This window comes from Enterobacter sp. C4G1, from assembly GCF_052886895.1.
In genome coordinates, this window is sequence record NZ_JBQVVV010000002.1 from 1,893,935 (window position 1) to 1,920,904 (window position 26,970).

The following is a 26,970-nucleotide window of genomic DNA, read 5'->3' on the forward strand; positions in this document are numbered from 1 at the left end:
CATGGAGGAATGAATGTACGGTTTAAGCCTTTTCCGTCTTGGTTTGTTTATCGCACTTGCCATTATTGCCAGCACGGCAATTGGCCTATTTACCTATATGGTTGTCACTGTTCTGGCAGAATAGTGTCACCCCCTGCCCTTGCTACGGAATAAATAAAACAGTTATTTATTAGGGGAATACAGTGAACCGCTACCTCTCTCTTTTACCATTCATTATGTTAACGCTCACGGCATGCGACCCGAAACACGAGCAAGCTTCTCCCCTGCCGCGAATGGTAAAAGTGGCGGAGGTGACTGTCCCCGGTCATGCCCAGCAGCGTGTTTTCCCCGCCCGCATAGAATCGGGTGATGCAACAGACCTTTCCTTCAAGCGCGCAGGTCAAATTGAAGCGCTCGATATACGTCAGGGCGCAACCATCAAACAGGGGCAACAGCTTGCCAGACTGAACGCCCGTGAAGCCCAGCAGCGTGTTAACGACAGACAAACGACAGCGACGCTGGCCCAGAGGCAATTCGATCGCTTCCAGACGCTAGCAGGTCGCCAGGCGATTTCGAAAGCCGAAATGGACGTGCAGCGCGCGAACCGCGATTCGGCGAATGCGTCGTTGCAGATTGCCCGTGAAGAGCTAAATCAGATGACGCTCGTCGCCCCCTTCAGCGGAACGGCGGCCAGCGTGCATGTGCGAAACCATCAGGTGGTGTCTGCCGGTCAGCCCATTGCGACCCTGACCCGCACCGACCTGCTGGACGTGGTGTTTAGTATTCCTGAGAACCTGTTCAAAACCTTTGATATCCGTAACGTGCAGTATCGTCCCGTGGTGAGAATTAACGCCTTCCCGGATCGGGAGTTTACCGCTATCTACAAAGAGCATTCGGGCAGCAGCGACAGCAACACCCTGACCTGGCAGGTGATACTCACCATGCCGCGCCCGGATGATTTTCCCGCCGTGGGAGGCGTAAGCGGTACGGTGACTATCAATTTAACCAACCTCCCGGCTGGCGCGGGCGCTCAGGCGCTGGTCATTCCGGTTGAAGCGGTCTTTAACCCGGACAACAGCCCACGCAATGAACCGCACGTCTGGGTAGTGGCCGGGGAAGGTGATGCACTCCATCTTGAAGACCGTAAGGTCAGCGTGGGGCAAGTGACCGCAGAGAGTGTGGTGATCACCAGCGGGCTTAAGGCCGGTGAGCGCGTGGTGGCTGCAGGTGTTGGTGAGCTTCATGCTAAACAGCCGGTGCGTATCTGGACGCGTGAACGGGGACTGTAATGGATATCTCTCGTCAGTTTATCAATAACCCCATTCGCGTCTGGCTGACGATCCTGCTGCTGGGTGTGGGGGGCATTTTCGCGCTGCTCAACATCGGCAGGCTGGAAGATCCTGCCTTTACCATCAAAACTGCCGTGGTCATCACTCACTATCCCGGCGCCTCTGCTCAGCAGGTTGAAGAGGAGGTTACGCTGCCGCTGGAGAATGCGCTTCAGCAGTTGCCTTATCTGGACAATGTCAGCTCCATCTCCTCAAACGGCCTGTCGCAAATCACCGTGAACATTGCCTCACGCTATCATTCGAACGAACTGCCGCAGATCTGGGACGAACTGCGCCGTCGCGTGGGCGATGCATCGCGTCAGTTCCCGCCCGGCGTCGTTACGCCCTTCGTGAATGATGATTTCGGCGACGTGTTCGGCTTTTTCTTCGCGATTTCCGGGGATGAATTCAGTAATCCTGAACTGGTGAGATATGCCGAACAGCTGCGTCGCGAACTGATTCTGGTCCCCGGCGTCGGTAAGGTTGCCATCGGTGGGGCCATCAGCCAGCAGGTCAACATCGATATCTCCCTGACTAAAATGGCCGCGCGCGGCATTACGCTGAACCAGCTTTCCGCCCTGCTCAGCAGGCTTAATGTCGTTTCCAGCGCCGGAGAAATCAGCTCCGGAACAGAATCCATTCGCCTGCATCCGACCGGTGAGTTCGAAAATCTTGACGAGCTGGCGGACCTCATCATCACCCCTTCCGGCACCGGGGCGGCGACGCGGCTGCGGGATATCGCCACGCTTTCGCGCGGGCTGAACGAATCGCCCGCCAGTATCTATCATGCCAACGGCAGAAAAGCCGTCACCATGGGCGTTTCGTTTATTCCCGGCGTGAACGTGATCGACGTGGGCCACGCACTGGAGGCGAAGCTAAACCAGATGTCGGCGGAAAAACCGGCAGGGATACACATCGACCTGTTCTACGATCAGGCCGCTGAAGTGGGCCACTCTGTTAACGGTTTTATCATTAACTTCCTGATGGCGCTGGCGATTGTCATCGGCGTGCTGCTGATCTTTATGGGCGTGCGCAGCGGGATCATCATCGCCTTTTCCCTCGCGCTTAACGTGCTCGGTACGCTGCTGATCATGTATCTGTGGGGCATTGAACTACAGCGCATCTCGCTCGGCGCCCTGATTATCGCCCTCAGTATGCTGGTGGATAACGCCATCGTGATTGTTGAAGGGGTGCTGATTGCGCGTCAGCAGGGCTCCCCGCTGTTGACCGCCATTAACTACATCATCCGTCGCTCCGCACTGCCGCTGCTGGGAGCAACGGTGATCGCCATCCTGGCGTTTGCGCCTATCGGGTTGTCGCAGGATTCTACCGGGGAGTACTGTAAATCCCTGTTCCAGGTACTGCTGATTTCCCTGATGCTGAGCTGGTTCTCGGCGCTCACCATCACGCCAGTGCTAATCAAGTGGTGGCTGTTTAAAAACGACAGCACACCAGAAAAAAGTAACGAGTCAGACCCTTACGACAAACGCTTCTACCGCCTTTACCAGCGCCTGCTTAATACGCTGCTGCACTGGAAAGCACCGACGCTCATCGTGATGGCGGCGTTGCTGGCCGCATCAGTCTGGGGTTTCGGCGCCGCGCGGCAAAACTTTTTCCCGTCATCAAATACGCCGATTTTCTTTGTCGACCTCTGGTTACCCTACGGCACCGATATCAAATGGACCGAGAAAATGACCAGTGATATCGAGAAAACCATTAACGGCCAGCCGGGCGTAGAAACCACCGTCTCAACCATTGGCCAGGGCAGTATGCGGTTTATTTTGACCTACAGCGGACAGCGGCAGTACAGCAACTACGCGCAGATCATGGTGCGCATGGATGACCAGCGCAACATCTCCGCACTAACACGCCACGTCGATGAGTACATCGCCCGAAACTACCCGCAGGTCAACGCCAGTACCAAACGTGTGATGTTTGGCCCCTCCGGCGACAGCGCCATCGAGGTGCGCATCAAGGGCCCCGATCCTGACCGACTACGCCTGATTGCCAGCCAGGTGGACGATATTCTGGCGCGCGACCCGGCCACAGCAAGCGTAAGAAACGACTGGCAAAACCGCAGCAAGGTGATTCGCCCGCAGTATGTCGCCGCGCTGGGGCGCGAGCTTGGCGTGGATAAGCAGGACGTCGACAACGCGCTGGAGATGAATTTTTCCGGCAGTCGTGCGGGGCTGTATCGGGAAGGCAGTGACCTGCTCCCGGTCGTGGTACGCCCGCCGGAAAGCGAACGACTGGACGCCAATCACCTGAACAACGTGCTGGTCTGGAGCCAGACCCGACAGCAGTATATTCCGCTGAGTAACGTCGTCAGCCGCTTTTCACTTGAGTGGGAAGATCCGCTTATTCTGCGCCGCGACCGCTCGCGGGTGCTGACGGTTATGACCGACCCCGATCCGCTTAGCCAGCAAACGTCAGGCGACATTCTCGCCCGGGTGAAACCACAGATTGACGCCCTCGCCCTGCCCCACGGCTACAGCATCGAGTGGGGAGGCGATGCAGAAAACTCCAGCGAAGCACAGCAGGGGCTTTTCACCACGCTGCCGATCGGGTTCCTGGTGATGTTTGTCATCACCGTTTTGATGTTCAGCTCGGTGAAAAACGCCGTCGCCATCTGGCTGACCGTGCCGCTGGCGCTGATTGGCGTCACGCCGGGATTCTTGGTAACCGGTATTCCGTTTGGCTTTATGGCGTTGATTGGTCTGCTAAGCCTGAGCGGGATGCTGATCCGCAACGGAATTGTACTGGTGGAAGAGATCGAGCAGCAGAAAGCGCATAAAGATCAGCACGCGGCGATCGTTTATGCCGCCACCTCGCGCCTGCGCCCTATCTTGCTCACCGCATTTACCACCGTTCTGGGGCTGGCGCCGCTGCTGCTGGATGTTTTCTTCCAGAGCATGGCCGTTGTGATTATGTTCGGACTTGGGTTTGCTACAATCCTGACGCTGCTGGTACTTCCCGTGATTTATGCGTGCTTCCATCGTAAGGACAAAGCGGAACAACAATGAATGCGACAGGCCTGAACATTATCAAGACGCTGGGCTGTATGACGGCAGTCACCTTCTTCACCATCTACAATACCTGGGATCATTATGATTATGACTATCACTGGATCCTGGGGTTTTTAACCTTTATCTCGACCATCGCCACACCGCTGTTTTTTGTGGTCGCGGGCTATCTCGACGGCCAGTCCCGGCACGGCACCCGCTGGCAGTTGGGCAAGATTAAAAGCCTGGTGATTGTCTTTCTGTTCTGGATAACGATCTACTACCTGTGGGAACCGTATCAGCGCGGGTATTTAATCCAGCCGTGGTTCGTGTTTGCGTTTGTCGTGATTTACACCTTCCATCCGGCGGTGGAGTGGCTCAGCCAGCGGCGTGCGCTGTTCTGCGGCGTGATTGCCAGCCTGCTTCTCTTCTCCTACGGGTATGATTTGCTTTCAGCGCTCTATCCGAACGTCCACGTCTTTTCCCTTTCGCCACAGTACCGCCTGTGGACGTGGTTACTGTTTTACCTGACGGGGCAGCTTTTCTGCGATCCCAACATCGCCGAGTGGATAAGCCGCAGGAATGTGGTCAGGACCGCGGTTATCGCCATCCCGTTTATTTATCTCTTCACCTGGTTTTACGAGCGCCACTTCTTTTTTGCCCTGTTCAAGGCTGACAGAAACGCCTTTATTCTCACCGGCTCGCAAATCTACATTCTGATCATTGCGCTGGTGATCGCGGCGAACGGCGTGCGCTTTCGCCGCAATGCAGAATTGAAAGAATCCATTCTGGCCGCCATCAGCAAAACGATGACCGGCGTGTACATTGTGCACTACTCGGTGTTTCACCTGCTGACGGCGCTGTTCCCGGTGACATCTCTCGGTATGAAGCTGACCCTGATCGTGCTCACTTTCGTCACCTCGGTGCTGTTCTCCATGCTGGTGCTTTCTAACGCCGTAGCAAAAAAGGTGATCACCCTTTAAAAGCCTAAGCGCAACCAGGCAAAGAGCACGTTACCGTTGTTATAGGTCCCGGGAATATAGGTGAACTGGACGGTAACGCGCTTATACCCGGCAGAGAACAGCGGGAAGATAAACGGCAGAGGCACATAGTTCGCAAAATCATCGCGCGCCGTGATCCCCGCAGCGGCACCCAGTCCAAGCCGGAAGTCTTTGGCATTATCCAGATACCAGCCCTTCTCCCAGCCATAGCCCATCGCGGGCTGCCATTCGTTGTGCGAGTCTTTGAACATCATCGCGAAAAGCGCGCTCCAGTTGCCCTCTTCGTTATAGCGGGAGACGCCCAGCCCGCCGCCCCACGGCATTTCGTTGTATTTGTCCGTTTTTTCTTTGTCGTACATAAAGCGGGCGTGCCAGCTCAAAAATGGCAGGTAGAGATCGTAACGTTGAGGCTGCTCCCAGGTTTGCGAAATATCATCCGTCAGCGCATTCCACCAGCCGCTGATGCGCTGTTCACCATAGACGCCAGGCTCCGCATGAAGCGGCGCGATGAATAAAAACAGGGCCATCCAGAATGCCGAAAAGGTGCGTTGCATCATTATTCCCTCAGCTTAACTCACGCAGCGGTCACTATTACTGTAAACCATTCAACACTTAATTATATCGCCGCGGGTGTAGATGAAATTTATCTCTTCAACATCTTCGCAGGTATCCCACGCACCAGCCCCCCAACGTCTTTAAATTTCTGCCAACCCTCCGCCATTTATGGCAAACAGCCAAAGGCGGCATGACGACCATCTCTATATAGTTGTCCATAACACAACACTAACACCCTCTCGGGTGCAGTAGAGGTAGTCATGCGTAACGTTGAATTGAACGCGGCCGTTCGTGCTGAAATAGAAAAAGTGATCGAAGTCTCCGCCTACCTGTGGCAACGAGAATGGGCAGAGCGTAATGGTGGCAACATCTCGGTAGATTTGACGGATATCTTCGGCGAAGTACCCTTCAATCTTGACCAGTTCCCGCACTGCCCGCTGTCTATGGTTGGGGGCAGCAGCGCCTTCCCGGCCGACAGTGCAGGCCATATTTTCTTCGTGAAGGGAACCGGGGAACGTATTCGCGAACTGCGCGACCCTACGCTCGCGGGTTGTGTGCTGCGTATTGATGACAAAGCACAAGGTTATCACCTGCTGTGGGGCGGTCGCGGTCAGTCTGATTACAAACCCACCAGCGAATTTATCTCTCATGTCGAAATTATCATGGATAAACAGCGCGCTGGTCGCCCTGACCGCTGCGTGGTGCACACGCATCCACTTGAGCTTATCGCCCTTTCTCACCATCCAAAATATGCCCATGACAGCAAAGCCTACACCCAGGCCTGCTGGCAGATGCTCCCTGAAGTTCGCGCCTTCGTTCCGCGCGGTATCGGCATCGTCCCTTACTGTATGCCAGGTAGTCAGGTAATGGCGGATGGCACAACCACGCAGCTGAGTCATCACGATGTGGCCATCTGGGAAAAACACGGCGCTGTTGCCACCGGTATTGATGCGTTGCAGGCCTTTGATTTCGTCGATGTCGCCAACAAAGGCGCCAAGCTGCACTTAATGTGTCTTGCAAGCGGCTTCGAGCCGGAAGGCGTAAGCATGAACGACATGCGAGAGCTGGAAGAGACGTTCGGGCTTTAATCCGCCAGCAAGAAGTAAGGATGTTCCCCGCAGGCAGTGTCAGAAATACACTGCCTGCGTCGTATTGCCCACTCCCCCGCCATACCTGTACCACAACATAAATCACTCAACGAAATAATCACCAACCGAAATAACAGCATATTTTAATTAATAAATAATAAAAACCTGAAAAGCTATGTTGATTTATATCAAGGTTCTTTAGCGCGGCAAGTGGAAAATTACTGGCGTTGGGAAAATTCTTATCTGATAAATAATGGAACCGGGTAGAGAATAAAATGGAAATTACACTTCAAAGCCTTGATTTTATAGCGCAATCGTTTGCAATGATGGATGCAACCACCCACACACATTCAGTAGACGCTCTGACGGGGAATATGCCGGCAGAGGTAAGAGAGGAATTTAATACCTTATACAACAAGTATCTGGATGAGATAACGCTCGATACGCATCCTGCCACTGGCGGCGGAAAAAGAGGCTAACACGATGCTGAAAACGTACGCGGTATCGACCTCTGCGGCCATGAAACGGCTGAACAACGTGTTCCTCAAAAAGGGGCAAAAAGTTCACAAAATACGGGATAAACGCGCCCAGGTTGTACTGGGTAAATATTGTATAAAAGATGTCGAGACCGGCGATATTATTTCATTCTCCAGCCAACTGACCGACTGGTTAAAAGAGGAGTGGCTGCTGGGGTATGAGGAGTTCGTCACAGACGAAAATATCAATATGGATGGATATCAACAATGTACAGGCCAATAGTTGTTGTACTGTTCATTCTCCTGACGCTCTCAGCGCTGGTCGAAATGGGTTATTTAATACTCGGGTAATCAGACCCTGAAATATAATGCGCGGGAAGTCGCTGACCATTTACAGTTTTTTCCTAAAGCCTTCCCCGCATTCATCATGCCATTCTTAATCACGCTCATAATACGAAAATGTTAATTGAGGATGTATGATGAAAAAAACAATTATTGCATTATCTGCCGTTCTGCTGGCTTCTCCTGTTTTTGCCGCGACCACACATGCCACCGACGATACCGTTGCTGCCGCTACGGCTAATGCCAACGACGCGAAGCAAAAGCTGCACGAAGAGCAGAACAAAGGCGAAGAGCTTAAGCTGAAAAAGCAACATGCCGCTGAAGGTAAGAGCGAGAACTTCTCCAGTAAGGTGAGTGAAGACTCCCAGAAAGCCTGGCATAAAACCAAAGAAGGCACCGAAAAAGGTTGGGATGCAACCAAAGAAGGGGCTGAAAAAGGCTGGAACAAAACCAAAGAAGGCGCAGCCGAGCTGGAAAAGAAAGTCACTGAATAATGTCCGAAAAGGTCGCGAGAGCGGCCTTTTTTATTTCCCCACCCTTTTCCCCTTTCATTCCACCTGAAACCGCTAATATTGAAGCGTAAAGACCGCACATTCTTCATCCCCTGAAGAGAGGTACACGCACATGAATATTGAAGAAGTGGCGCCAGAAACCTGCGGTGTCACGGTCGAGCTGTTGACGAGTGTTGATCTGGGTCCTGAAATTGCTGGCATGGAAGGTCGTCAGTTACGTATGCGCAGGGTCACCATCGCGCCGGGCGGCGTTTTCGGGCCTGTGCATAACCATATCGACCGTCCAGGCACGGTCTACATTTTACAGGGCACCATCACCGATCACCGAAACGGTATTGCCACCGATTACGGCCCCGGCGTGGGATGGCCGGAAGATCACGACACAACGCACTGGCTCGAAAATCGCGGAACACTTCCTGCCATCGAAATCTCCGTCGATATCGTCCACATCGCCTGACTGAAAACCCGGCCTCTTTGTGCCGGGTTTGTTGTCACGGGCCGAATAAAATCTCTGCTCCAGGCGTTAACACTATACCGGAATGATGGAGAGCCTTGTATGACGCGTTTTGCCACCCTGTTGATTGTCATTTTATTCAGCCCGATGCTGCTTGCGGCACCCGTTCGTTATGACATCGACCAGCAGAAAACAGGCATTGTGCTGTCGTGGCGCGCATTTGGTGGGATCCTTTCCCAGGCGTGGCTGAAAGACGTCACCGGAAGAGTCACCCTCGATCCTGATAACGAATTTAATGACCAGATCCAGGTGACGATCCCGGTTGCGACGCTGGTGGCGTCCAACAGCCTTCTCACATGGCAGCTCAAAAGTAATATGTTTTTCGACGCCGAGCGCTATCCGACAATCGCATTTATCAGCGACCGGGTCGTTACCCTCCAGAAGGGGCATTTTCGGGTGTTTGGCGTTCTGGACGTGCGGGAGATACGTCGTCCGGTCATTCTGGACGTCACACTTGAAGAGCAATCTCCATCGTCGCTGACTCTCCATGCCACTACCGCTATCTCGCGTTCGGCATTCGGTCTGGATCGCTTCGCGATGGTTGTGGACGACCGCATTGCTATCGATATTAATATTGGGGCGCATCCACTGTCCGGGTCAGCCAATAACCCGCAGTAGCGCCTGCGCCGTTGCCTGGAGTTCTGAGGCCGGGTTTCGGCCAATCAGCACATACTGATGCCCGCGATGATTCCACCAGGCCAGGTTCATGCTGTGTCGTTTTTCCTGTTTAACCGGCGTTGTCTCCCCCGTGTCCGTGGCGGAAATACACAGCGCCATCGGGCCATAGTCGTGATGAAGCCAGGCAATCTGCGCAATCGACGTGCGTTCGTAACGTAAAATACGCACCATCTTCAGCTCGGCCCCCGGCAGCATCAGCTGCTGTTCATCCAGCTGTAGCCCCAGGTCCTGTGCGGTGCGGGCCAGACCACGTTGAAGCACCGGCGCGGCACTGTCGGCGTCCACCAGCGTTTCGGTACTGTAAAGCGACATATATTGCGCTTCCAGATCGCGGATCTGCGCACTCTCGTCGCGCTCTCCCGACGATGTTCGCACCAGATACCCCACGCCAGTTCCCAGCACCAAAAAGCTCAGCGATGCTGCAATTAATGCGCGGCGGCTGACATTTGCCTGCGGCGGCGGATTGACGGCCAGATGTGCCTCCAGCCGTTCCTGCATTCGGGCCAGTGGCGCTTCGTTAAGTAACGGGGCAAACGCGCTTTGATAATCCTGATGGCTTTTACGCAATTCAACCGTGCGCCCGGCAAGCTGTTCATCACGTTGCAGATACTGTTCAAACTGGCGCGCATCCTCGCTCTGCATCTCGCCATCCAGCCAGGTGACAATGGCATCGTCGTGATACGGGGGAGTAAAACGGGTAGTTTTCAAGAGCGTTTCTCCTTTGCAGTGGGCGGCAGGTCAAACGACTTCACCAGCGTCGCGCGCGCGGTGGCTAAACGACTCATGATCGTGCCAACAGGAACCGCTAACGTGTCCGCCGCCTCCTGATAGGTAAACCCTTCAACATAAACTAAAAACACGGTATTCCGTTGTGCCTCAGGCAGCGCATTCACCCGCTGCATAATTTGCCGGTAACGCAGGCTGTCATCATTGCTTTCGCGGGTGTCTGGCGCTTCCAGTTCGTCGCTTTCCACAAAGCCCTGCCCCTGCCGGACACGACGCGTACGCAGATCGGAAACCCATATCGAATGCAGAATCGAAAACAGCCACCTGTCGATGCGCGTACCCGGCGTAAACTGCGCGCTCTTTTCGAGCGCACGCACGCAGGTGGACTGAACCAACTCTTCGGCAATATCACGATTTCGCGACAACACCAGCCCGTAGCGCCACAGGCGCGTCAGGTGTGCTGCAAGCTGCTGGCGAACGTCACTGGTTGTGATTTTTAGCTCCTCCCACGGGGCTCAGGACTCAGAGTGTCCGTTAATGGCGGCCTGCAAATCGCGATACTCTTCGCAGTTCTGGCCACAAATACCGGCAATAACTTTCAGCTGTTCTTTTGCCAGATCGGGGCGACCTTTTACCATCCAGGCTTCGCCCAGGTATTCACGGGCTTTGGCGTAGTTAGGCTCCAGGGCAAGCGAACGCTGGTAATAGCCAATCCCTTCATCCGTGCGGCCAAGCTTACGTGTCGCGTAGCCCCGGTAGTTCCAGGCTTCTGCCGTATTGCTGTTTTTCAGGGTATCGAGCAGGTTCAATGCTGCCTGATACTCCCCTTTTTTTGCCAGATGATAGGCATAGTTGGTTTTGTCCTGATCGCTCAGACTGCTGGTTTTATCCGGTACACATTTCTGGCTTACGCTGTCGTATACCTGCCCGGACGGGCAATCAGGCGTTTTACTCTCAGTACTATTATTACCCATCGCCAGCGCAAGTGGGGATTGCAGGAAAAGCACCAGTGCTGAAACGGCAAGGTAACGAGTCGTGGTCAACGTTTTCATGTTCTGCTCCAGGATAAATGCACAGTGGGTGTTCATGCAGTTAACGCGTGACCTGGATTTTTTATTCATCACCTGGTGCACTTTTTTCAGCGAAAAGGGGTGGTGATACCCACAACAGATAATGCGTATTTTTAATACATATTCACGCCAATTATGATTATAAAAATAGTGCTAGCAGATTATATTTATCACGCCACTACACCATTAAATAATTTAAAGGATAATATATCATATTCCCTCATTAATATAATGAGGCTTAAACATCTGTTAAGCTGCCGTTAAGTAGCTATATAAATAAAATAAGCCAGCATCACAAAAACAAGGCTCCCTATCGCAAATTAATCACTATTCCTCTTAAGTAAGAATGCCACAAAAAACACTAATAAACTGATTATTAACAATAAAATTAAATACCACAATCATCCATGTCATTCTGCATTTATTCACTGGCGCTAAATTTGCGCAATCACCTGTTTATAGCTATATCCTTTTTATAGGCAATTAAATAATAACAACATTAATGAAAGGGTCTTATCGAAAATAAACACTGAGAATATCACCATCGACAACAAATAATATGTTTTACGCGCGTAGCCACTCTTCAAACTGGCGGGTCTCGCTCGCTCTGAAGAAACCAAAAGAGAGTTGCTAATCCAAATAGTATCGCTGCCGGGAGCCGTTACCCTATGAGCAAAATATCTGTCATCTCAAAACTGACTGGTGTGGAGTCAACCACAGAAGGCACTCAGGTCACTCTGACCCACTCTTCTGTCATTAAACTCCACCTTGAGCGCTCCGATATTGATCACTTTGCCCGCAGTAGCAACGATCTGGTTATCACCCTGCACTCCGGTGAAACCATCACCATTAAGAACTTTTATGTTGCGGATGCGCAGGGACTTAGCCAGCTGGTACTTGAAGAGGATGGCGGCCTGCTGTGGTGGGTTGATGATCCGGCGGTGGTGCATTTCGAATCCATCGCTTCCACGGATGTCCTGCTTGCCGCAGCGGGTACAGAGTCCGCAACCGGTGGCGCCGTATGGCCCTGGGTACTTGGCGGTGTTGCCGCGGCAGGGGGCATTGCCCTTGCGGCAGGTGGTGGCGGTGGGGGTGGTGGCGGTCACAGTAGTGGCGGCAATGGCGGAAACCCTGGCACCGATCCAACAGACCCCACTACACCGGTAGACCCGGTCGATCCTGATACCACCGCCCCGGCGGCCCCGACGATCGCCGGTGCCAGTGATGATGTTGGCTCAATTCAGGGGGCACTCTCTCGCGGTCAAAGTACCGATGATACGCGCCCTACCTTCAGCGGCGTGGCGGAAGCTGGCGCGAAGGTGACAATTTATGACAACGGTAAGGCCATCGGCACGGTGACTGCGGGCAGTGACGGCAAATGGCAATTCACTCCCTCTTCAGATTTGAGCGAAGGCGCGCACAGCATTACCTCAAAAGCCACCGATAGCGCAGGTAACACGGGTCCTGCGTCTCCACCGTTTATCGTGATAATAGATACCACTCCACCCGCCACACCCGGCGTGCTGAGCGCCAGCGATCGCACAGGCTCCAGCGCCATTCCGATCCTGAGCGGTCAGTACACCCATGCCGGCAAGCCCGTGTTGAGCGGAAAAGGTGACCCGGGCGATACCATCACCCTGTATGACAAAGGGGTGAAAATTGGCGAAACCGCGGTAGATGCGAATGGAAACTGGAGCTTTACCCCAGGTAAGGCGCTTTCAGAAGGCGCGCACTCCCTGACGCTCACTGAAACCGATCCCGCAGGCAACACCAGCGGCATGACCAAACCTCTGAACTTTATTATCGACACTCAGCCACCTGCTACCCCGGTTGCACAGATTAACGGCACGGGGGATCAGGTCACCGGCACGGCCGAAGCTGGCAGCATTGTTACCATCAAAAACAGCGCCGGAACGGTGATTGGAACCACCACCACAGACGGGACTGGCCACTTCACCCTTACGCTCTCGCCTGCTCTCACCAACGGTGAAAAAATATCGGTAATCGCCACTGACGAAGCCGGTAACCCGAGCGCCCCGGCAAACCTGAATGCCCCGGACACCACACCACCGGCGATTCCTGATGGCGTGGCGGTATCTCATGATGGCGACCACGTTACCGGTACATCCGAGCCGGGCAGTACCATTATCGTGAAGGGGGAAAACGGCCAGCAAATTGGTACGGGAACCACCGACAATAACGGTCATTTCGACGTAACCATCTCCCCGGCGCAAAAAAACGGTGAGCTGCTGGACGTCACGGCAACCGATGGCGCAAACAACACCAGCCAGCCGGCCCATGCCACCGCCCCGGATACCACGCCACCGGCCGCACCGACCGACCTGGATGTCTCAGCAGATGGTACGGAGCTAACCGGTAAAGCTGAAGCGGGCAGCACGGTGACCGTGACCAACAGCACGGGCACCGTGGGAACGGCGCTGGTGGACGATCAGGGTAACTTTATAATCACACTCAACCCGGCACAAAACAACGGTGAAACCTTAACCGCACGGGCAACCGACCCGGCAGGCAATACCGGCGATCCGGCCAGTACCGTTGCGCCAGACACGACACCAGCGCAAACGCCAGAGATAATCGGCGTGACGGATAACCAGGCTGACTTCACCGGCAGCGTGGCTAATGGCGGCATCACAAACGACAACCACCCTACCATCTACGGTAAAGGCGAAGCGGGCACTACGCTGGACCTGTACACCAACGGCAATACAATTGGCTCGACGGTGATTTTGCCTGACGGGACCTGGAGCTTCCCGGCGGATGTGCATCTGGTAGAAGGCGGGAACGTCATTACGGCAAAAGCGGTAGACAGCCATGGTCTGGAGAGCGGCTGGTCCGCCACCTGGAGCATTACCGTCGATACCAGCGCCCCGAACGCCCCTGCTATCAGCCAGGTGATTGACGATGCTGCGGCCAGTACAGGGAATATCACCAGCGGGCAGCTCACCAACGACACCACCCCAACCTTTAACGGCACCGGGGAGGCTGGCGCTACCATTAACGTAATGGAAAACGGCAATATCATAGGTACTGCGCTGGTCGCGCCAAACGGGTCATGGACATGGACTCCTTCCAGTGCCTCCGCCTTTGTCACCGGGACACACAACCTGAGTTTTGTGGCCGTCGATGCCGCGGGTAACCACAGCACCACCGCCACCAGTTTTGTACTTAACCTTTCAACGGTAGCCCCTGGCAAACCGACAATTGATAACGTAACCGATGATGTGGGCAGCGTGAAAGGCCCGGTCACCAGTGGTCAACCGACCGATGACACCCAGCCCCTTTTCGAAGGGAAAACGGATGTGGGTAGCACCGTTGCCATTTACGACGGCAGCAAGTTCCTGGGCAACGCAACGGTAGATGCCTCCGGCAACTGGAGTTTTACTCCGTCTCTGCCGCTTGGCGAAGGGTCGCACAGCATTACGGCGGTCGCCATCAATGCCGCCGGGAACACCACCACTTCCAGCACGTTTAACGTGGTGGTGGATACCATTGCGCCAGATGCCCCGTCCACCCCGGTTGTCACCGTGAACCCGGACGGCACGGACGTCATACTCGCACCAGGGCAGCCAACCCGCGATACCACGCCGACCCTGAGCGGAACCGGCACAAAAGGGGATGTGATCACCATCTACAACGGCAACGCGGTGCTGGGCACCGCCGAGGTTGATGATACCGGCCACTGGAGCTGGACGCCTACAACGCCACTGCCGAACGGAACTTACAACATCACCCTGACCGCCACCGACAAAGACGGCGCGGGCAATGAGAGCGCCGCCTCGCACGGGGCGACCATTATTATTGATACCGATCCGCCAGCCACACCGTCGGCCCCGACCATTACCGATAACGTGGATGCATTCACCGGGGTTATCGCCAATAACGGCGCCACCAACGATCCGCGCCCGGTGCTGAGCGGAACAGGTTCAGCGGGTGATGTGATCACCATTTACGACGACTATAACAGCACCAAAAGTCCGATTGGTACGGCGACGGTTGATATCAACGGCAACTGGAACTTCCAGCCATCGGCGCTGGGCCAGGGCGATCACACCTTCAGCACTACAGCAAAAGACGAAGCCGGGAACGTCAGCGCGAGCGGTGCGCCGATTACCGTGACGGTAGATACCTTAGCGCCTGCGCAGCCTTCTGATATCAGCATTAACGTGCAGGGCACCACGCTGTCCGGTACGGCTGAAGCAGGCTCTACGGTGGAAATTCGCGATGCCAACAACAACCTGATTGGTACCGGCACCGCCGATTCCAACAACCACTTCAGCATTACTCTGACCAGCCCCCAGACGTCAGGAAATAACCTGACCGTGACCGCCGAAGACAAAGCCGGGAACACCAGCGATCCTGCCAGCTACCAGGTCACCGGCACCGTTCAGCCACCCACTATCGACACCATTATCGATGACGTTGGCACCCTGGTAGGGAACGTGAAAGGCAGTACTTCAGACGATACGCTGCCGGTGCTGAACGGTACGGCTGCCGCAGGCAGCACCGTGAACCTGTACCAGGACGGGCTGCTCCTGACCACCTTCACGCTGGGTGCAAGCCAGACAAGCTGGAGCTATCAGCTGACCACACCGCTTGTCTCGGGCACACACAGCTTTACCGCCACGGCCACGGTGGGTTCTGCCACCAGCGATCTCTCCGCCGCCGCCAGCGTGACTATCGATCTGATTTCTGTGGGCATTCCGGTTATCGATGCAGTCACTGACAATGTTCCGCCTTACACCGGGCCGCTGACCAACGGGCAATCCACTAACGATAACACCCCAACCCTGAGCGGCACCGCAGGCGTGGGCGATATCATCACCATCTTTGATAACGGGCTGCCGATTGGCGTCGCGACGGCGGTGGCAAATGGAGCATGGTCCTTCACTCCCGTCCCCCAGTTGGATGGGCTTCACACCTATACCATTACCGTGACTCACCTGGGCATTACCAGCCTGCCTTCCATGCCATTTATGGTGGTCATCGACACCACTGCACCAGATAAACCGACGATCACGACCATTACTGACGACGTTCCGCTGTACGTGGGCGGCATCGACAAGAACGCGTCCACCAACGACACCACACCAACCCTGAATGGCAAAGCCGAAGCGGGCAGCACGGTGACCATCAGCGATAACGGCACGGTGCTGGGTACGGCACTGGCCGACGTCAACGGCAACTGGACCTTTACGCCTTCGAAAGCGCTGGCAGACGGTCAGCACAGCTTCACGGTGGCGGCAACCGATCCGCTGGGCAACCAGAGTACGGTGTCGGACAGCTATGGTATTACTATCTCTACCACACCGCCCGCACAGCCAACGCTGGATACGGTCTATGACGATGTGCAGGGAAGCGTGGGCAATCTCACCAACGGTCAGTTGACCAACGACAACCTACCGACCCTGAGCGGTACGGGCAGCGAAGGCAATGTCATTCACATTCTGGATAACGGCGTGCAGATAGGTACGGCGATTGTGAGCGGCGGCGTCTGGAGCTTCACCCCAACCACGGCCCTGACTGATGGCGTACATAACCTGCGCATTTATGCCAACGACGATGCGGGCAACGTGTCCACTACCACGCCTGTTTTCGCCATCACCGTCGATGCCACAGCTCCGGCCACACCTGCCGTCACCGGCGTCCTGGACGATGTGGGTTCGATTACCGGGCAAATAGCAGCTAACGGTCGCACCGATGACAATCGTCCGACCCTGAGCGGCACCGGGGATGCCGGCACCACCATCCACATCAAAGATGGCGCAAACGAAATTGGTACCGCAGTGGTCACTGCGGGGGGCACATGGACTTTTACCCCGACCGCAAATCTGGCCGACGGGCTGCACAGCCTGGTCATCACCGCCACCGACCCGGCCGGGAATACCAGCACCGGCAGCACAACCGTGACCTTCACGGTAGATACCAGCGCGCCAGTTGCCCCGATAGTCGCAAGCGTAATCGACAACGTGGGTACGACGGTGACTCTGGCCAATGGCGATTCCACCAACGACACCACACCAGCCTTTAACGGCACCACGGAAGGCAATGCCCTGATCACCGTCTACGACAATGGCAAGCAAATTGGTCAGGTCACGGCAGACGGCTCAGGATTCTGGGCTTACACCCCCGCCGCACTGACAGAGGGCAGCCACAGCTTCACCTTTACCGCCACCGATGTAGTCGGAAACGTAGGCCCGGCCTCCCCGCCGTATGTGCTGGTGGTTGACCTGACGCCGCCTGCCGCACCGGCCATCACGCAGGCAGTGGATGATTTCGGCACCATTCAGGGGCCACTGGGCACCGGGCAGCTCACCGATGACGCCCAGCCGCTGCTGAAAGGCACCAGCGAGCCGCTCGCCACGGTCAACGTCTATGACGGAGGTACGCTCATCGGCACGACAAACGCCGATATCAACGGCAACTGGTCGTTGCAGCTGAGCGCCAACCTGAGCGAAACCACCCACAGCTTCACGGCACGGGCGGTAGATACAGCCGGTAACATCAGCAACCCGTCTGCACCGTTCCAGCTGACCGTCGATACCACGCCGCCGGCTCCGCCGGTTATCCTCACCGTGGCTGATGACACAGGACCGAACATTGGCAATCTCACCAGTGGTCAACTGACGGACGACAACAAACCAACCCTGAGCGGCACGGCAGTGGCGGGTTCACTGGTACGTATTTACGATGGCAGCACTCTGCTGGGCAGTGTAGTCGCCACCAACGGCAGCTGGAGCTTTACCCCAACCAGCCCGCTTACCGATGGCTCACACACGCTCAGGGCCACCGCCAGCGATCCGGCAGGCAACGTCAGCGGTGATTCAAATACCTTCACCCTGGTGGTGGATGCGACCGCACCGAACGCGCCAGCCATTACCTCCATCGTGGACGATGTGGGCAGCATCACCGGGCCAGTGACCAGTACCACCCCGACCAACGATACGCAGCCTGCGCTGAACGGCACCGCAGAAGCCAACAGCGTGGTAAGAATTTACGATGGCACCACGCTTGTCGGCCAGGTTACCGCAGATGCCAACGGCAACTGGAGCCTGCCACAGACCACCACCATCCTCAGCGACGGGCAGCATAACTTTACCGTTACCGCCACGGATGCGGCAGGCAACACCAGTGCCGCCTCCCCTGTCACCTCTATTGTGGTGGATACCGTTGCGCCACTGGTGCCGGGCGGGCTGGCGGTGGTTAACGTCGGAACGCGCGTAACGGGTACAGCGGAAGCAGGCAGCACCGTAACCATCACCACCAGCGGTGGTACGGTGCTCGGCACCGCCACGGCGGACGGTAACGGCAACTTTACCGCCACCATCAACCCTGCACAGACCAGTGGCGAAACGCTGCTGGCCTTTGCCACCGATAAAGCGGGCAATGTCGGGCTTTCTTCCCCGGTCATCGCACCGTTTACCACTCTGCCGGGCGCGCCAGTCATCAACACCGTGACCGATGATTTCGGTACGGTGAAAGGCACGCTGAGTAACGGGCAGAGTACCGACGACACCACCCCAACGCTTGCAGGGACCGCGCAGCCAGGCTCAACGGTGACCCTGTTTAACAACGGGGTGTCGATGGGCACAGTCACCGCTGACGTGAACGGCAACTGGAGCTTTACCGCGCCCGCCCTGAGCGAAGGTGCGCATACGTTCACAGCAACCGCCTCCAACGGCACGGGTACCGGCCCGGTTTCGGGCAGCATTGCCGTGGTTGTGGATACCACCGCACCTGGCATCCCGACAGGCACCTTTAACGCCGATGGCAGCGTGCTGACCGGTCAAGCCGAAGCGGGCAGCACGGTCACCATTCGCCTGCCGGATGGCACCACCTACACCACGACTGCCAACGCCAGCGGTGTCTTCTCTCTGACCTTTGCCAACAAGCAAACCGAAGGGGGAACACTGACGCTGAACGCGACCGATGCCGCAGGTAACACTTCGCTGCCGGGGCAGGCTATCGCCCCTAACCTGCCGCTGTCTGCCGCGAATAACCTCGACGAGCTGAACTTCACCACCACGGCGACGGTGACCGATGCCCAGTACAGCGATTACGGTCTGCTGCTGGTGGGCGCGGTAGGTAATGTGCTCTCGCTGCTGGGGAACAACAGCGCGCAGGTCACCTTCAACGTTGACACGGGAGCGTCGGCCAATATCAGTATTAACGCCTACGGGACGGGCGCGGTGCTCAGCTTGCTCAACACCATGCAGATTGTGGTGCAGCACTGGGATGCCACCAACAACGTCTGGACCACTGTGGTGGACTCCGGGGATGGCAGCACGCTGAACCTGTTGACCCTCGGGGCGAACGGGGTTTCCCTGAACCTGACCGGGCTGCCTCAGGGGCAGTATCGGGTGCTGACCTACAATACCAGCCTGCTGGCAACAGGGGCTTACAGCAGCCTCGATGTAGACGTCACGCAAACCAGTGCGGGCACCATTGTTGGCAGCAACCTGAACGTTGCGGGTAACGTGATAACCGACAACGATGCCGTCTCCGGCAGCGACAACGCGCCGTCCGGCACGCTGGTCACCCAGGTGACGAACGCGCAGGGCCAGGTGACGACGGTTAATGCCAGCGGCACCACCGTGGTTCACGGTCTGTACGGCGACTTGACCATCAGCGCCAACGGGAGCTACACCTACACGCTGACCACCACCAGTGCCAGCGCCAACGGCCGCACGGAGAACTTCACCTATACCATCGCGCACAACGGCTCAACCGCCAGCGCCCAGCTGGAGATTTCGCTTGGCACCAGCTCCGGGGCAACGGTCGCCCACGCGACGGCTGTAGATGACGCGACAAGCTTCACTTTCGATACCAGCGTTCATGCCATCGACAACGGGACATCATCCCAGGGCGGGTTCACGGTGGTGGGCGTCAGTCTGGGCAACGTGCTGAGTCTTGACGTGCTAAGTAACCTCAGCAACCCGATTATCTATAACGTCGATCAGGGCACCACCCGCACCATGACGTTGCAGGCAAGCGTTGGCGGGGTAGCCATCGGCTCGGTGTTTGACCTTTACGTCTATAAGTTCAACGCCGCAACCCAGACCTACCAGCAGTATCGTTACGATAAAAGCTGGCTGACCGCGCCGCTGCTGGGCGGCACGTCCGGCAAGCTAACGCTGGATCTCCCGGCCGGGCAGTATCTGTTCCTGCTGAATACCGCATCGGGGATCACCGCCCTGACTGGCTACACCCTGAACGTGCTTGAGGATCACGTTTACACCGTATCCAGCACCGACGGTTCGACCACCGGTAACGTGATGGCGGACGACATCCTGCCAACCGGCGTGACCGCCACGGTGACCGAAGTGAACGGCGTGCAGGTTAACGCAACCGGCACCACAACCATTCAGGGGCTGTACGGCACACTGACCATTGATGCTCAGGGTCACTACAGCTACACCCTGAAAGCCGGCACCGGGGCGGACAAAATCCGCACCCCGGATACCTTTGTCTACACCATTACCGACTCGACCGGGCACAAGGACAGCGCGTCGCTCAACATCACCCCAACGCCGCACGCGCTGGATGCCATCGACGATGTCAGCAAACTGGTGACCTTTGATGCCACACAGCACATCGCAGCCTGGAGCGATACCTCCGTTGGCAGCGCAAGCTGGCAGGCCGCCCTGCTGAGTACCACCCGCGCCTCCGGTAGCGGCACCTTTACCGTCGACCCGAACACCGCGCTGCACAATGTGGTGCTGCACTTTGACATTGCATCCGTGCTGCCGCTGGGCGGGCTAGGCGTCACCTGGTCGATTACCCTGCAAGGGTCTTCAACGCCGATTGCCTCCAGCTCGTTTAGCGGTGGCTCCACCACCATCAACCTGAGCGGGCTGGATCTGGATGCAGGGACATACACCCTGAGCTTTACCGGTACCGCGGGGCCACTGGGTGTGGGCGGCATTACGATCACCCCATCCGTAACAGGCACCTCGGTGTTCCTCAATAACTTCGAAACCACCGCCGGGCATCTGGTGACGGGCAATATCTACGACGGTACGGATTCGCAGGGGGCGCTGGATCAGCTGGCATCGGTGAACACCCGTCTGAGCATCACCGGGTATGACGGCCATGTCACCACGCTTGATCCGTACACCACCAGCAGCGCCAGCACGTCGATTGTCGGGCATTACGGCACGCTCTCTATTGGCGTGGACGGCAGCTACACCTACACGCTGAACAGCGGGATCTCGCTTTCCACCATGACCAGTAAAGAGGTCTTCAGCTACACCCTGACCGCCGCCAACGGCACGACCGATACCGCCTCGCTGACCATCAACCTGTCACCGCAGATGACCAGCACCAACCACAGCGACATCATGACCGGCAGTGCCTATGGCGACACGCTGATTTATCACGTGCTCGATACCACCACAGGTGCCGGTACCGGGGGCAACGGCACCGGCGATCACTGGACCAACTTCTCTGTTTCGCAGGGGGATAAGATCGATATCGGCGATCTGCTGGTGGGCTGGAACGGCCAGACATCGTCGCTCGGTAACTATGTGTCCGTCTCCACTAACGGAAGTAACACCGTGATTTCCATCGACCGCGACGGCACAGGAAGTGCTTACGCCAAAACCACACTGGTCACCCTGGATAATGTTCAGACCACCTTCGACGAGCTTGTAAATCAGCACCACAACATCATTACCTGACAGCCGAAAATAATGACCCGGGCGCTTGCCGCCCGGGCATAGACAACATAAAGCGGTACTCTTTTATTAGGGACAAGACATGAGAAAAAGAATGCCTCGCTGGTGGCTCTCGTGCTGCCTGTTTTCTGTACCCGTGTTGCCTGCTCAGGCGGTGGTGATCAACGCCGAACAGCTGAGTGCTGAGCAGGAACTTCCCTCTCTTGAAGGCCGCGTTGCGCTTCCGGTCAGTAAAACACCGCCGGGCGTATTAAACCTGGATGACGCCGTCGTCCGCGCCGTGAGCTGGCATCCGGCCATCAGCGAAGCGGTGGGAAAACTCTTCCAGCAATCAGAACAGGTCGATGTCGCCAAATCGAAATACTATCCGCAGGTTAACGCCGGGATGGATAGCGGCTACACGCATAATGGCGGCGACTCCGGTTTTACCCCTTCTCTGGTGCTCTCGCTTTCGCAAATGCTGTATGACTTCGGCAAAGTGGCAAGCCAGGTGCGCGCCGAAAACGCTGGCGTCGCACAACAGCAGGCCAATGTGCTGGTCAGTATCGATACCATTGCCCACGACACGGCCACCGCCATGGTGCAGGTTCAGACCTGGCAACAGATGGTTGAAACCGCCAGAGAGCAGCTTGATGCCCTGAACGCAATCGGCAAGCTCACCCGCCAGCGTAACGACGAAGGGGCGACGTCGCTCTCAGACGTAGTACAAACCGATGCCCGTGTTGAAGGCGCACGCGCACAGTTAATGCAGTATCAGGCCAACCTGGACAGCTCGCGCGCCACGCTGATGAGCAACCTCGGCTGGAATACACTGGGCGCAATCAGCAATGATTTCCCGGACCGAATGAAACGCAGCTGCGACATCGCTGAGCCAGACGACCGGCTGGTGCCAGCGGTGCTTGCGGCCTGGGCGCAGGCTAATATCGCGCAGGCCAACCTGGACTACGCCAACGCCCAGATGACCCCGACCGTCTCGCTGGAGCCGGAAGTTCGCCACTATCTGAATGACAACTATGCGGGACACGGTTCGCTGGATCGCACCCAGTATTCCGCGTGGGTGAAAGTGGAGATGCCGCTCTACCAGGGCGGCGGGTTAACCGCGCGGCGCAATGCAGCCGGACACGCGGTTGAAGCGGCACAGTCTACCATTCAACGCACGCGGCTGGATGTCAGACAAAAACTGCTGGAATCGCGCAGCCAGGTGATGAGCCTGCTCAGCACATTGCAGATCCAGTCCCGCCAGGAATCGCTCAGCGTGCGCACCCGCGAGCTCTACCAGCAACAGTATCTTGAGCTTGGCTCACGCCCGCTGCTGGACGTGCTAAACGCCGAACAAGAGGTCTACCAGGCGCGTTTTACTCAGCAGCAAACGCTCGGCCAGTTGCATCAACTCCAGCTGAACTGCCTGTACAACACGGGCCGTATGCGCCACGCCTTTAGCCTGGATAACCGCACGATCCAGTCAGTGGAGATCCAGCCATGAAACACACCGACCCATCGCAAAACGAACCGATTTCGGATCAGGCCCTGGCGCACTGGGCCCAGGCATTTTGTCATGTTGCCGATCACTACCGGGTAGCCTGTTCCCCCGGCGCGCTGGTGGCGGACGCCCCGTGGCTCAGCGGCAAACCGATGATCAACGCCCTCACCCTGCTGGCGCGTGAGGCCGGGCTTTCGTTCCAGCTTTTGCACTCAACGCAGGACGCCATCAACAGCTGGCGTTTGCCGCTGGTGGTTGAGCTGAAAGAGGGCAAGATTGGCGTCATTGAGTACTTTGACGGCGAAGACACGCTGGAGATCTGTTTTATCGACAGCACGCCGCAAACTAACCGTCTATCCCTTCAGGCGCTGCTGCCCGCCATTCACCATGTTGCCGCCCTGCGCCCGTTGGCGGCCTTAAAAGACAGCCGCGTGGATGCCTATATTTCGAAGTATCGTCCGGACTGGCTCTACCGACTGGTAATGCGCGACCTGCGCCCCTACACCTGGGTAATGCTGGCTGCCCTCTTTATCAACCTGTTATCCCTTTCTGGCGTGGTCTTTTCGATGCAGGTATATGACCGGGTGATCCCCGCCCAGTCGTACCCCACCCTGTATGTGCTGACGATTGGCGTGCTGATTGCCACCCTGTTTGGCTTTGTGCTGCGTATCGCCCGGGGTCACATTATGGATCTGCTGGGTAAACGCGCCGATTTACGCGTCTCTGACCGGGTCTTTGGCCATGCCCTGCGCCTGCGTAACAGCGCGGTGCCTCGCTCCACCGGCAGCTTTATCTCGCAGCTGCGCGAGCTGGAGCAGATCCGCGAAATGGTCACCTCGTCGACCATTTCCACCATTGTCGACCTGCCCTTCTTTCTGCTGTTTGTGGTGGTGCTGGCAATCATTGCCCCACCGCTGGCGTGGATTGCGCCGGTAGCCGCCGTGCTGATGGTGCTGCCTGGTATTCTGTTGCAGAAAAAGCTGGCGGAGCTGGCGAAACAATCGGCCCATGAGTCCACCCTGCGCAATGCGGTACTGGTCGAGAGCGTTCAGGGGCTGGAAGACATCAAGCTGATGCAGGCGGAAAACCGCTTCCTGCAACAGTGGAACAGCTACATCCAGATCACCGCAGAATCTGGCCTGTGCACCCGCGAGCTGAGCCAGGGGCTGATCAACTGGGGGATGACGATCCAAAGCCTGGTCTACGCAGGGGTGATCGTTTTCGGCGCACCGATGGTTATCGAAGGCACCTTAACCACGGGCTCCGTGGTTGCCGCCTCGATGCTGGCCTCGCGCATGATTGCCCCGATGGCCACCCTGTGCGGCGTGCTGGCGCGCTGGCAGCAGGTGAAAGCCGCCAAAGAGGGCCTGGACAGCATCATGCAGTTGCCCACCGAAAACCTGCGAGAAGACACCCCGATTCGCCAGGATGTGCTGCGCGGGCACTATCTCTTCGATCAGGCACAGTTTCGCTATCACCCGGAAGACCCGCGCATGGCGCTGCGCATCAACCGGCTGGAGATCAAACCCGGTGAGAGCATCGCGATCCTCGGTCGCAACGGCGCGGGCAAATCGACGCTGCTTCAGGCGCTGGCGGGCGGTATGGAGCTGGCCAGCGGCGAGCTGCGGCTGGACAACCTCAGCCTGCCGCATCTGGACGTGGCCGACCTGCGGCGCAACGTGGGCTTTATGACCCAGAATGCGCGGTTATTCCACGGCACGCTGCGCGAGAACATCACGCTCGGGATGCCACGCGCCACCGACGAAGAGATCGTTAATGTGCTGGAGATGTGCGGCGCGGCGAGCTTTGTACAGAAGCTACCAAAGGGGCTGGACTACCCGATCATGGAAAATGGTGTGGGGTTGTCCGGCGGCCAGCGGCAGTCCATTTTGCTGGCGCGAATGCTCCTGCGCGATCCCAATATCGTCCTGCTCGACGAACCCACTGCCTCTCTTGATGAACATACCGAACGCGAGTTTATTCAGCGCCTGAGTCAGTGGCTGGGCAACCGCACGCTGGTTGTTGCCACACACCGCGTGCCCGTACTGGAACTGGTTGAGCGCGTGGTGGTACTGAAAGAAGGGATGCTGGTCATGGACGCGCCGAAAGCGCAGGCCCTCAACAACAGCCGAATGCAGCAACAGGCGAACGGACGGGAGTGGAAAAATGAAAACCAGTCAGCGTGATGCCGCAACGATGGACGATCTGGACAATACGCTTGATTCGGAAAGCGGCTATTCCGGCGCGCGGCGCATTGTACTGTGGACACTTCTGCTGTTTATCGTTACCGGCGTATGGGCATGGTTCGGAATGCTGGATGAAGTCTCTACGGGAACCGGCAAAGTGATCCCAAGCTCTCGCGAACAGGTATTGCAGTCGCTCGATGGCGGAATACTGGCCGGGTTGAACGTGCATGAAGGGGATCAGGTTCAGGCAGGCCAGGTACTGGCAAGGCTCGACCCGACCCGTTCTGAGTCCAACATGGGGGAAAGTGCCGCCCGCTACCGCGCATCGCTGGCGTCCAGCGTGCGTTTAACCGCAGAAGTTAACGACCTGCCGCTGGTTTTTCCTGAATCATTAAAAGCCTGGCCTGACCTTCTCGCCACCGAAACCCATCTCTACAAATCCCGCCGCGCACAGCTTGAAGACACCGTGCGTGAACTGAACTCGGCCCTGAGTCTGGCGAATAAAGAGCTGGCGATAACGGAGCGTCTGGTAAAAACCGGTGCCGCCAGCCACGTTGAAGTGCTGCGTCTTCAGCGGCAGAAAAGCGACCTGGAACTCAAGCTGACAGACGTGCGTTCGCAGTATTACGTGCAGGCGCGCGAGGCGCTGTCAAAAGCCAATGCCGAAGTGGATATGCTCTCCGCTATTCTTAAAGGACGTGAGGATTCCGTTACCCGCCTGACGGTACGCTCCCCTGTTCGCGGCATTGTGAAAAACATCAAAGTCACGACCATCGGCGGTGTGATCCCGCCGAACGGCGAGCTGATGGAGATTGTCCCGGTGGACGATCATCTGCTGATCGAAACCCGCCTTTCGCCGCGCGACATCGCCTTTATTCATCCCGGGCAAAAAGCACTGGTGAAGATAACCGCCTATGACTACGCCATTTACGGCGGTTTGCACGGGGTGGTGGAAACCATCTCCCCGGACACCATTCAGGACGAAGCCAAACCGGAAGTGTTTTATTACCGGGTGTTTATCCGCACCAGCCAGGATTTCCTGGTGAATAAAGCGGGAAGGCATTTTTCGATTGTGCCAGGGATGATTGCCACGGTGGATATCAAAACCGGCGAAAAAACCGTGCTGGATTATATGATTAAGCCGTTTAACCGGGCGAAAGAGGCGCTGAGAGAGCGGTGATTTTTGGTTTTCTCCCTCTCCCACCGGGCTGAGGGTTCCCCAGTAATTTTTGTCTTTAATTCAGCGATGATATTACGCCATTGAATTAAGGGACTTACAGCGGTGTCATGGTCCGGCTGAAAATCGCCGAAGCGTTTACGGAAGGCCGGGGCGACGCGC

General features: G+C 56.7%; 17 protein-coding genes. 13 read left to right on the plus strand and 4 right to left on the minus strand.

The genetic code is table 11. The features are described from left to right. The first annotated feature begins 182 nt into the window (after nt 1-182). The 3 genes from ACT9TW_RS22840 to ACT9TW_RS22850 are packed head-to-tail and all read left to right on the plus strand — an operon-like array spanning nt 183 to nt 5,292. Nucleotides 183-1,268, plus strand: coding sequence for an efflux RND transporter periplasmic adaptor subunit (locus ACT9TW_RS22840; RefSeq protein WP_446493776.1), 1,086 nt, complete (start codon nt 183-185; stop codon nt 1,266-1,268). After that, nucleotides 1,268-4,330: an efflux RND transporter permease subunit gene (locus ACT9TW_RS22845; protein ID WP_446493777.1), complete on the plus strand. Its 3,063-nt coding sequence runs from the start codon at nt 1,268-1,270 to the stop codon at nt 4,328-4,330. The genes ACT9TW_RS22840 and ACT9TW_RS22845 overlap by 1 nt, the downstream gene beginning before the upstream one ends. Next, a complete protein-coding gene (locus tag ACT9TW_RS22850; protein ID WP_446493778.1) occupies nt 4,327-5,292 on the plus strand; it encodes an acyltransferase in 966 nt (321 codons plus the stop codon). The genes ACT9TW_RS22845 and ACT9TW_RS22850 overlap by 4 nt, the downstream gene beginning before the upstream one ends. On the opposite strand, the gene pagP is transcribed toward ACT9TW_RS22850, so the two are convergent. Then, nucleotides 5,289-5,864, minus strand: coding sequence for a lipid IV(A) palmitoyltransferase PagP (gene pagP, locus ACT9TW_RS22855; protein ID WP_182063453.1), 576 nt, complete (start codon nt 5,862-5,864; stop codon nt 5,289-5,291). The two genes, ACT9TW_RS22850 and pagP, sit on opposite strands and share 4 nt — an antisense overlap. 261 nt (nt 5,865-6,125) lie before the next feature. On the opposite strand from pagP, the gene rhaD reads away from it, so the two are divergent. The 6 genes from rhaD to ACT9TW_RS22885 all read left to right on the plus strand — a co-directional run bounded on the left by rhaD (nt 6,126) and on the right by ACT9TW_RS22885 (nt 9,415). After that, nucleotides 6,126-6,953 carry a rhamnulose-1-phosphate aldolase gene (rhaD, locus tag ACT9TW_RS22860; protein WP_446493779.1) on the plus strand — a complete coding sequence of 276 codons (828 nt, stop codon included), beginning with the start codon at nt 6,126-6,128 and terminating at the stop codon, nt 6,951-6,953. 275 nt (nt 6,954-7,228) lie between these two features. Further along, nucleotides 7,229-7,432: a hypothetical protein gene (locus tag ACT9TW_RS22865; RefSeq protein ID WP_446493780.1), complete on the plus strand. Its 204-nt coding sequence runs from the start codon at nt 7,229-7,231 to the stop codon at nt 7,430-7,432. A 4-nt stretch (nt 7,433-7,436) separates the two neighbouring features. Beyond that, nucleotides 7,437-7,712, plus strand: a complete 276-nt coding sequence (locus ACT9TW_RS22870) for a hypothetical protein (protein WP_446493781.1) — start codon at nt 7,437-7,439, stop codon at nt 7,710-7,712. A gap of 196 nt (nt 7,713-7,908) precedes the next feature. Next, nucleotides 7,909-8,265, plus strand: a complete 357-nt coding sequence (locus tag ACT9TW_RS22875; RefSeq protein ID WP_182062144.1) for a hypothetical protein — start codon at nt 7,909-7,911, stop codon at nt 8,263-8,265. A 130-nt stretch (nt 8,266-8,395) separates the two neighbouring features. Then, entirely contained in the window at nt 8,396-8,740 is a 345-nt protein-coding gene (locus ACT9TW_RS22880) for a cupin domain-containing protein (protein ID WP_182062145.1), read from the plus strand. Nucleotides 8,741-8,839: 99 nt separating this feature from the next. Next, entirely contained in the window at nt 8,840-9,415 is a 576-nt protein-coding gene (locus ACT9TW_RS22885) for a YceI family protein (RefSeq protein ID WP_446493782.1), read from the plus strand. On the opposite strand, the gene ACT9TW_RS22890 is transcribed toward ACT9TW_RS22885, so the two are convergent. The 3 genes from ACT9TW_RS22890 to ACT9TW_RS22900 are packed head-to-tail and all read right to left on the minus strand — an operon-like array spanning nt 9,395 to nt 11,253. After that, nucleotides 9,395-10,183, minus strand: coding sequence for an anti-sigma factor family protein (locus tag ACT9TW_RS22890; protein WP_446493783.1), 789 nt, complete (start codon nt 10,181-10,183; stop codon nt 9,395-9,397). The genes ACT9TW_RS22885 and ACT9TW_RS22890 overlap by 21 nt on opposite strands. Next, nucleotides 10,180-10,656 (minus strand): sigma-70 family RNA polymerase sigma factor, encoded by a 477-nt coding sequence (locus ACT9TW_RS22895; protein ID WP_446493866.1) that lies wholly within the window; start codon nt 10,654-10,656, stop codon nt 10,180-10,182. Before ACT9TW_RS22895 ends, ACT9TW_RS22890 begins: the two co-directional genes overlap by 4 nt. Before the next feature lie 60 nt (nt 10,657-10,716). After that, entirely contained in the window at nt 10,717-11,253 is a 537-nt protein-coding gene (locus ACT9TW_RS22900) for a tetratricopeptide repeat protein (RefSeq protein ID WP_315686540.1), read from the minus strand. A gap of 686 nt (nt 11,254-11,939) precedes the next feature. Here ACT9TW_RS22900 and ACT9TW_RS22905 point away from each other — a divergent pair. The 4 genes from ACT9TW_RS22905 (at nt 11,940) to ACT9TW_RS22920 (ending at nt 26,811) form a co-directional block, all read left to right on the plus strand. Next, nucleotides 11,940-21,968 carry a BapA/Bap/LapF family large adhesin gene (locus tag ACT9TW_RS22905; protein WP_446493784.1) on the plus strand — a complete coding sequence of 3,343 codons (10,029 nt, stop codon included), beginning with the start codon at nt 11,940-11,942 and terminating at the stop codon, nt 21,966-21,968. A gap of 79 nt (nt 21,969-22,047) precedes the next feature. Beyond that, a complete protein-coding gene (locus ACT9TW_RS22910) occupies nt 22,048-23,448 on the plus strand; it encodes a TolC family outer membrane protein (protein WP_446493785.1) in 1,401 nt (466 codons plus the stop codon). Continuing rightward, nucleotides 23,445-25,631: a type I secretion system permease/ATPase gene (locus ACT9TW_RS22915; RefSeq protein WP_446493786.1), complete on the plus strand. Its 2,187-nt coding sequence runs from the start codon at nt 23,445-23,447 to the stop codon at nt 25,629-25,631. Before ACT9TW_RS22910 ends, ACT9TW_RS22915 begins: the two co-directional genes overlap by 4 nt. Before the next feature lie 10 nt (nt 25,632-25,641). Then, complete coding sequence (locus ACT9TW_RS22920; protein ID WP_446493867.1) at nt 25,642-26,811, plus strand: HlyD family type I secretion periplasmic adaptor subunit; 1,170 nt, start codon at nt 25,642-25,644, stop codon at nt 26,809-26,811. Nucleotides 26,812-26,970 lie beyond the last annotated feature (159 nt).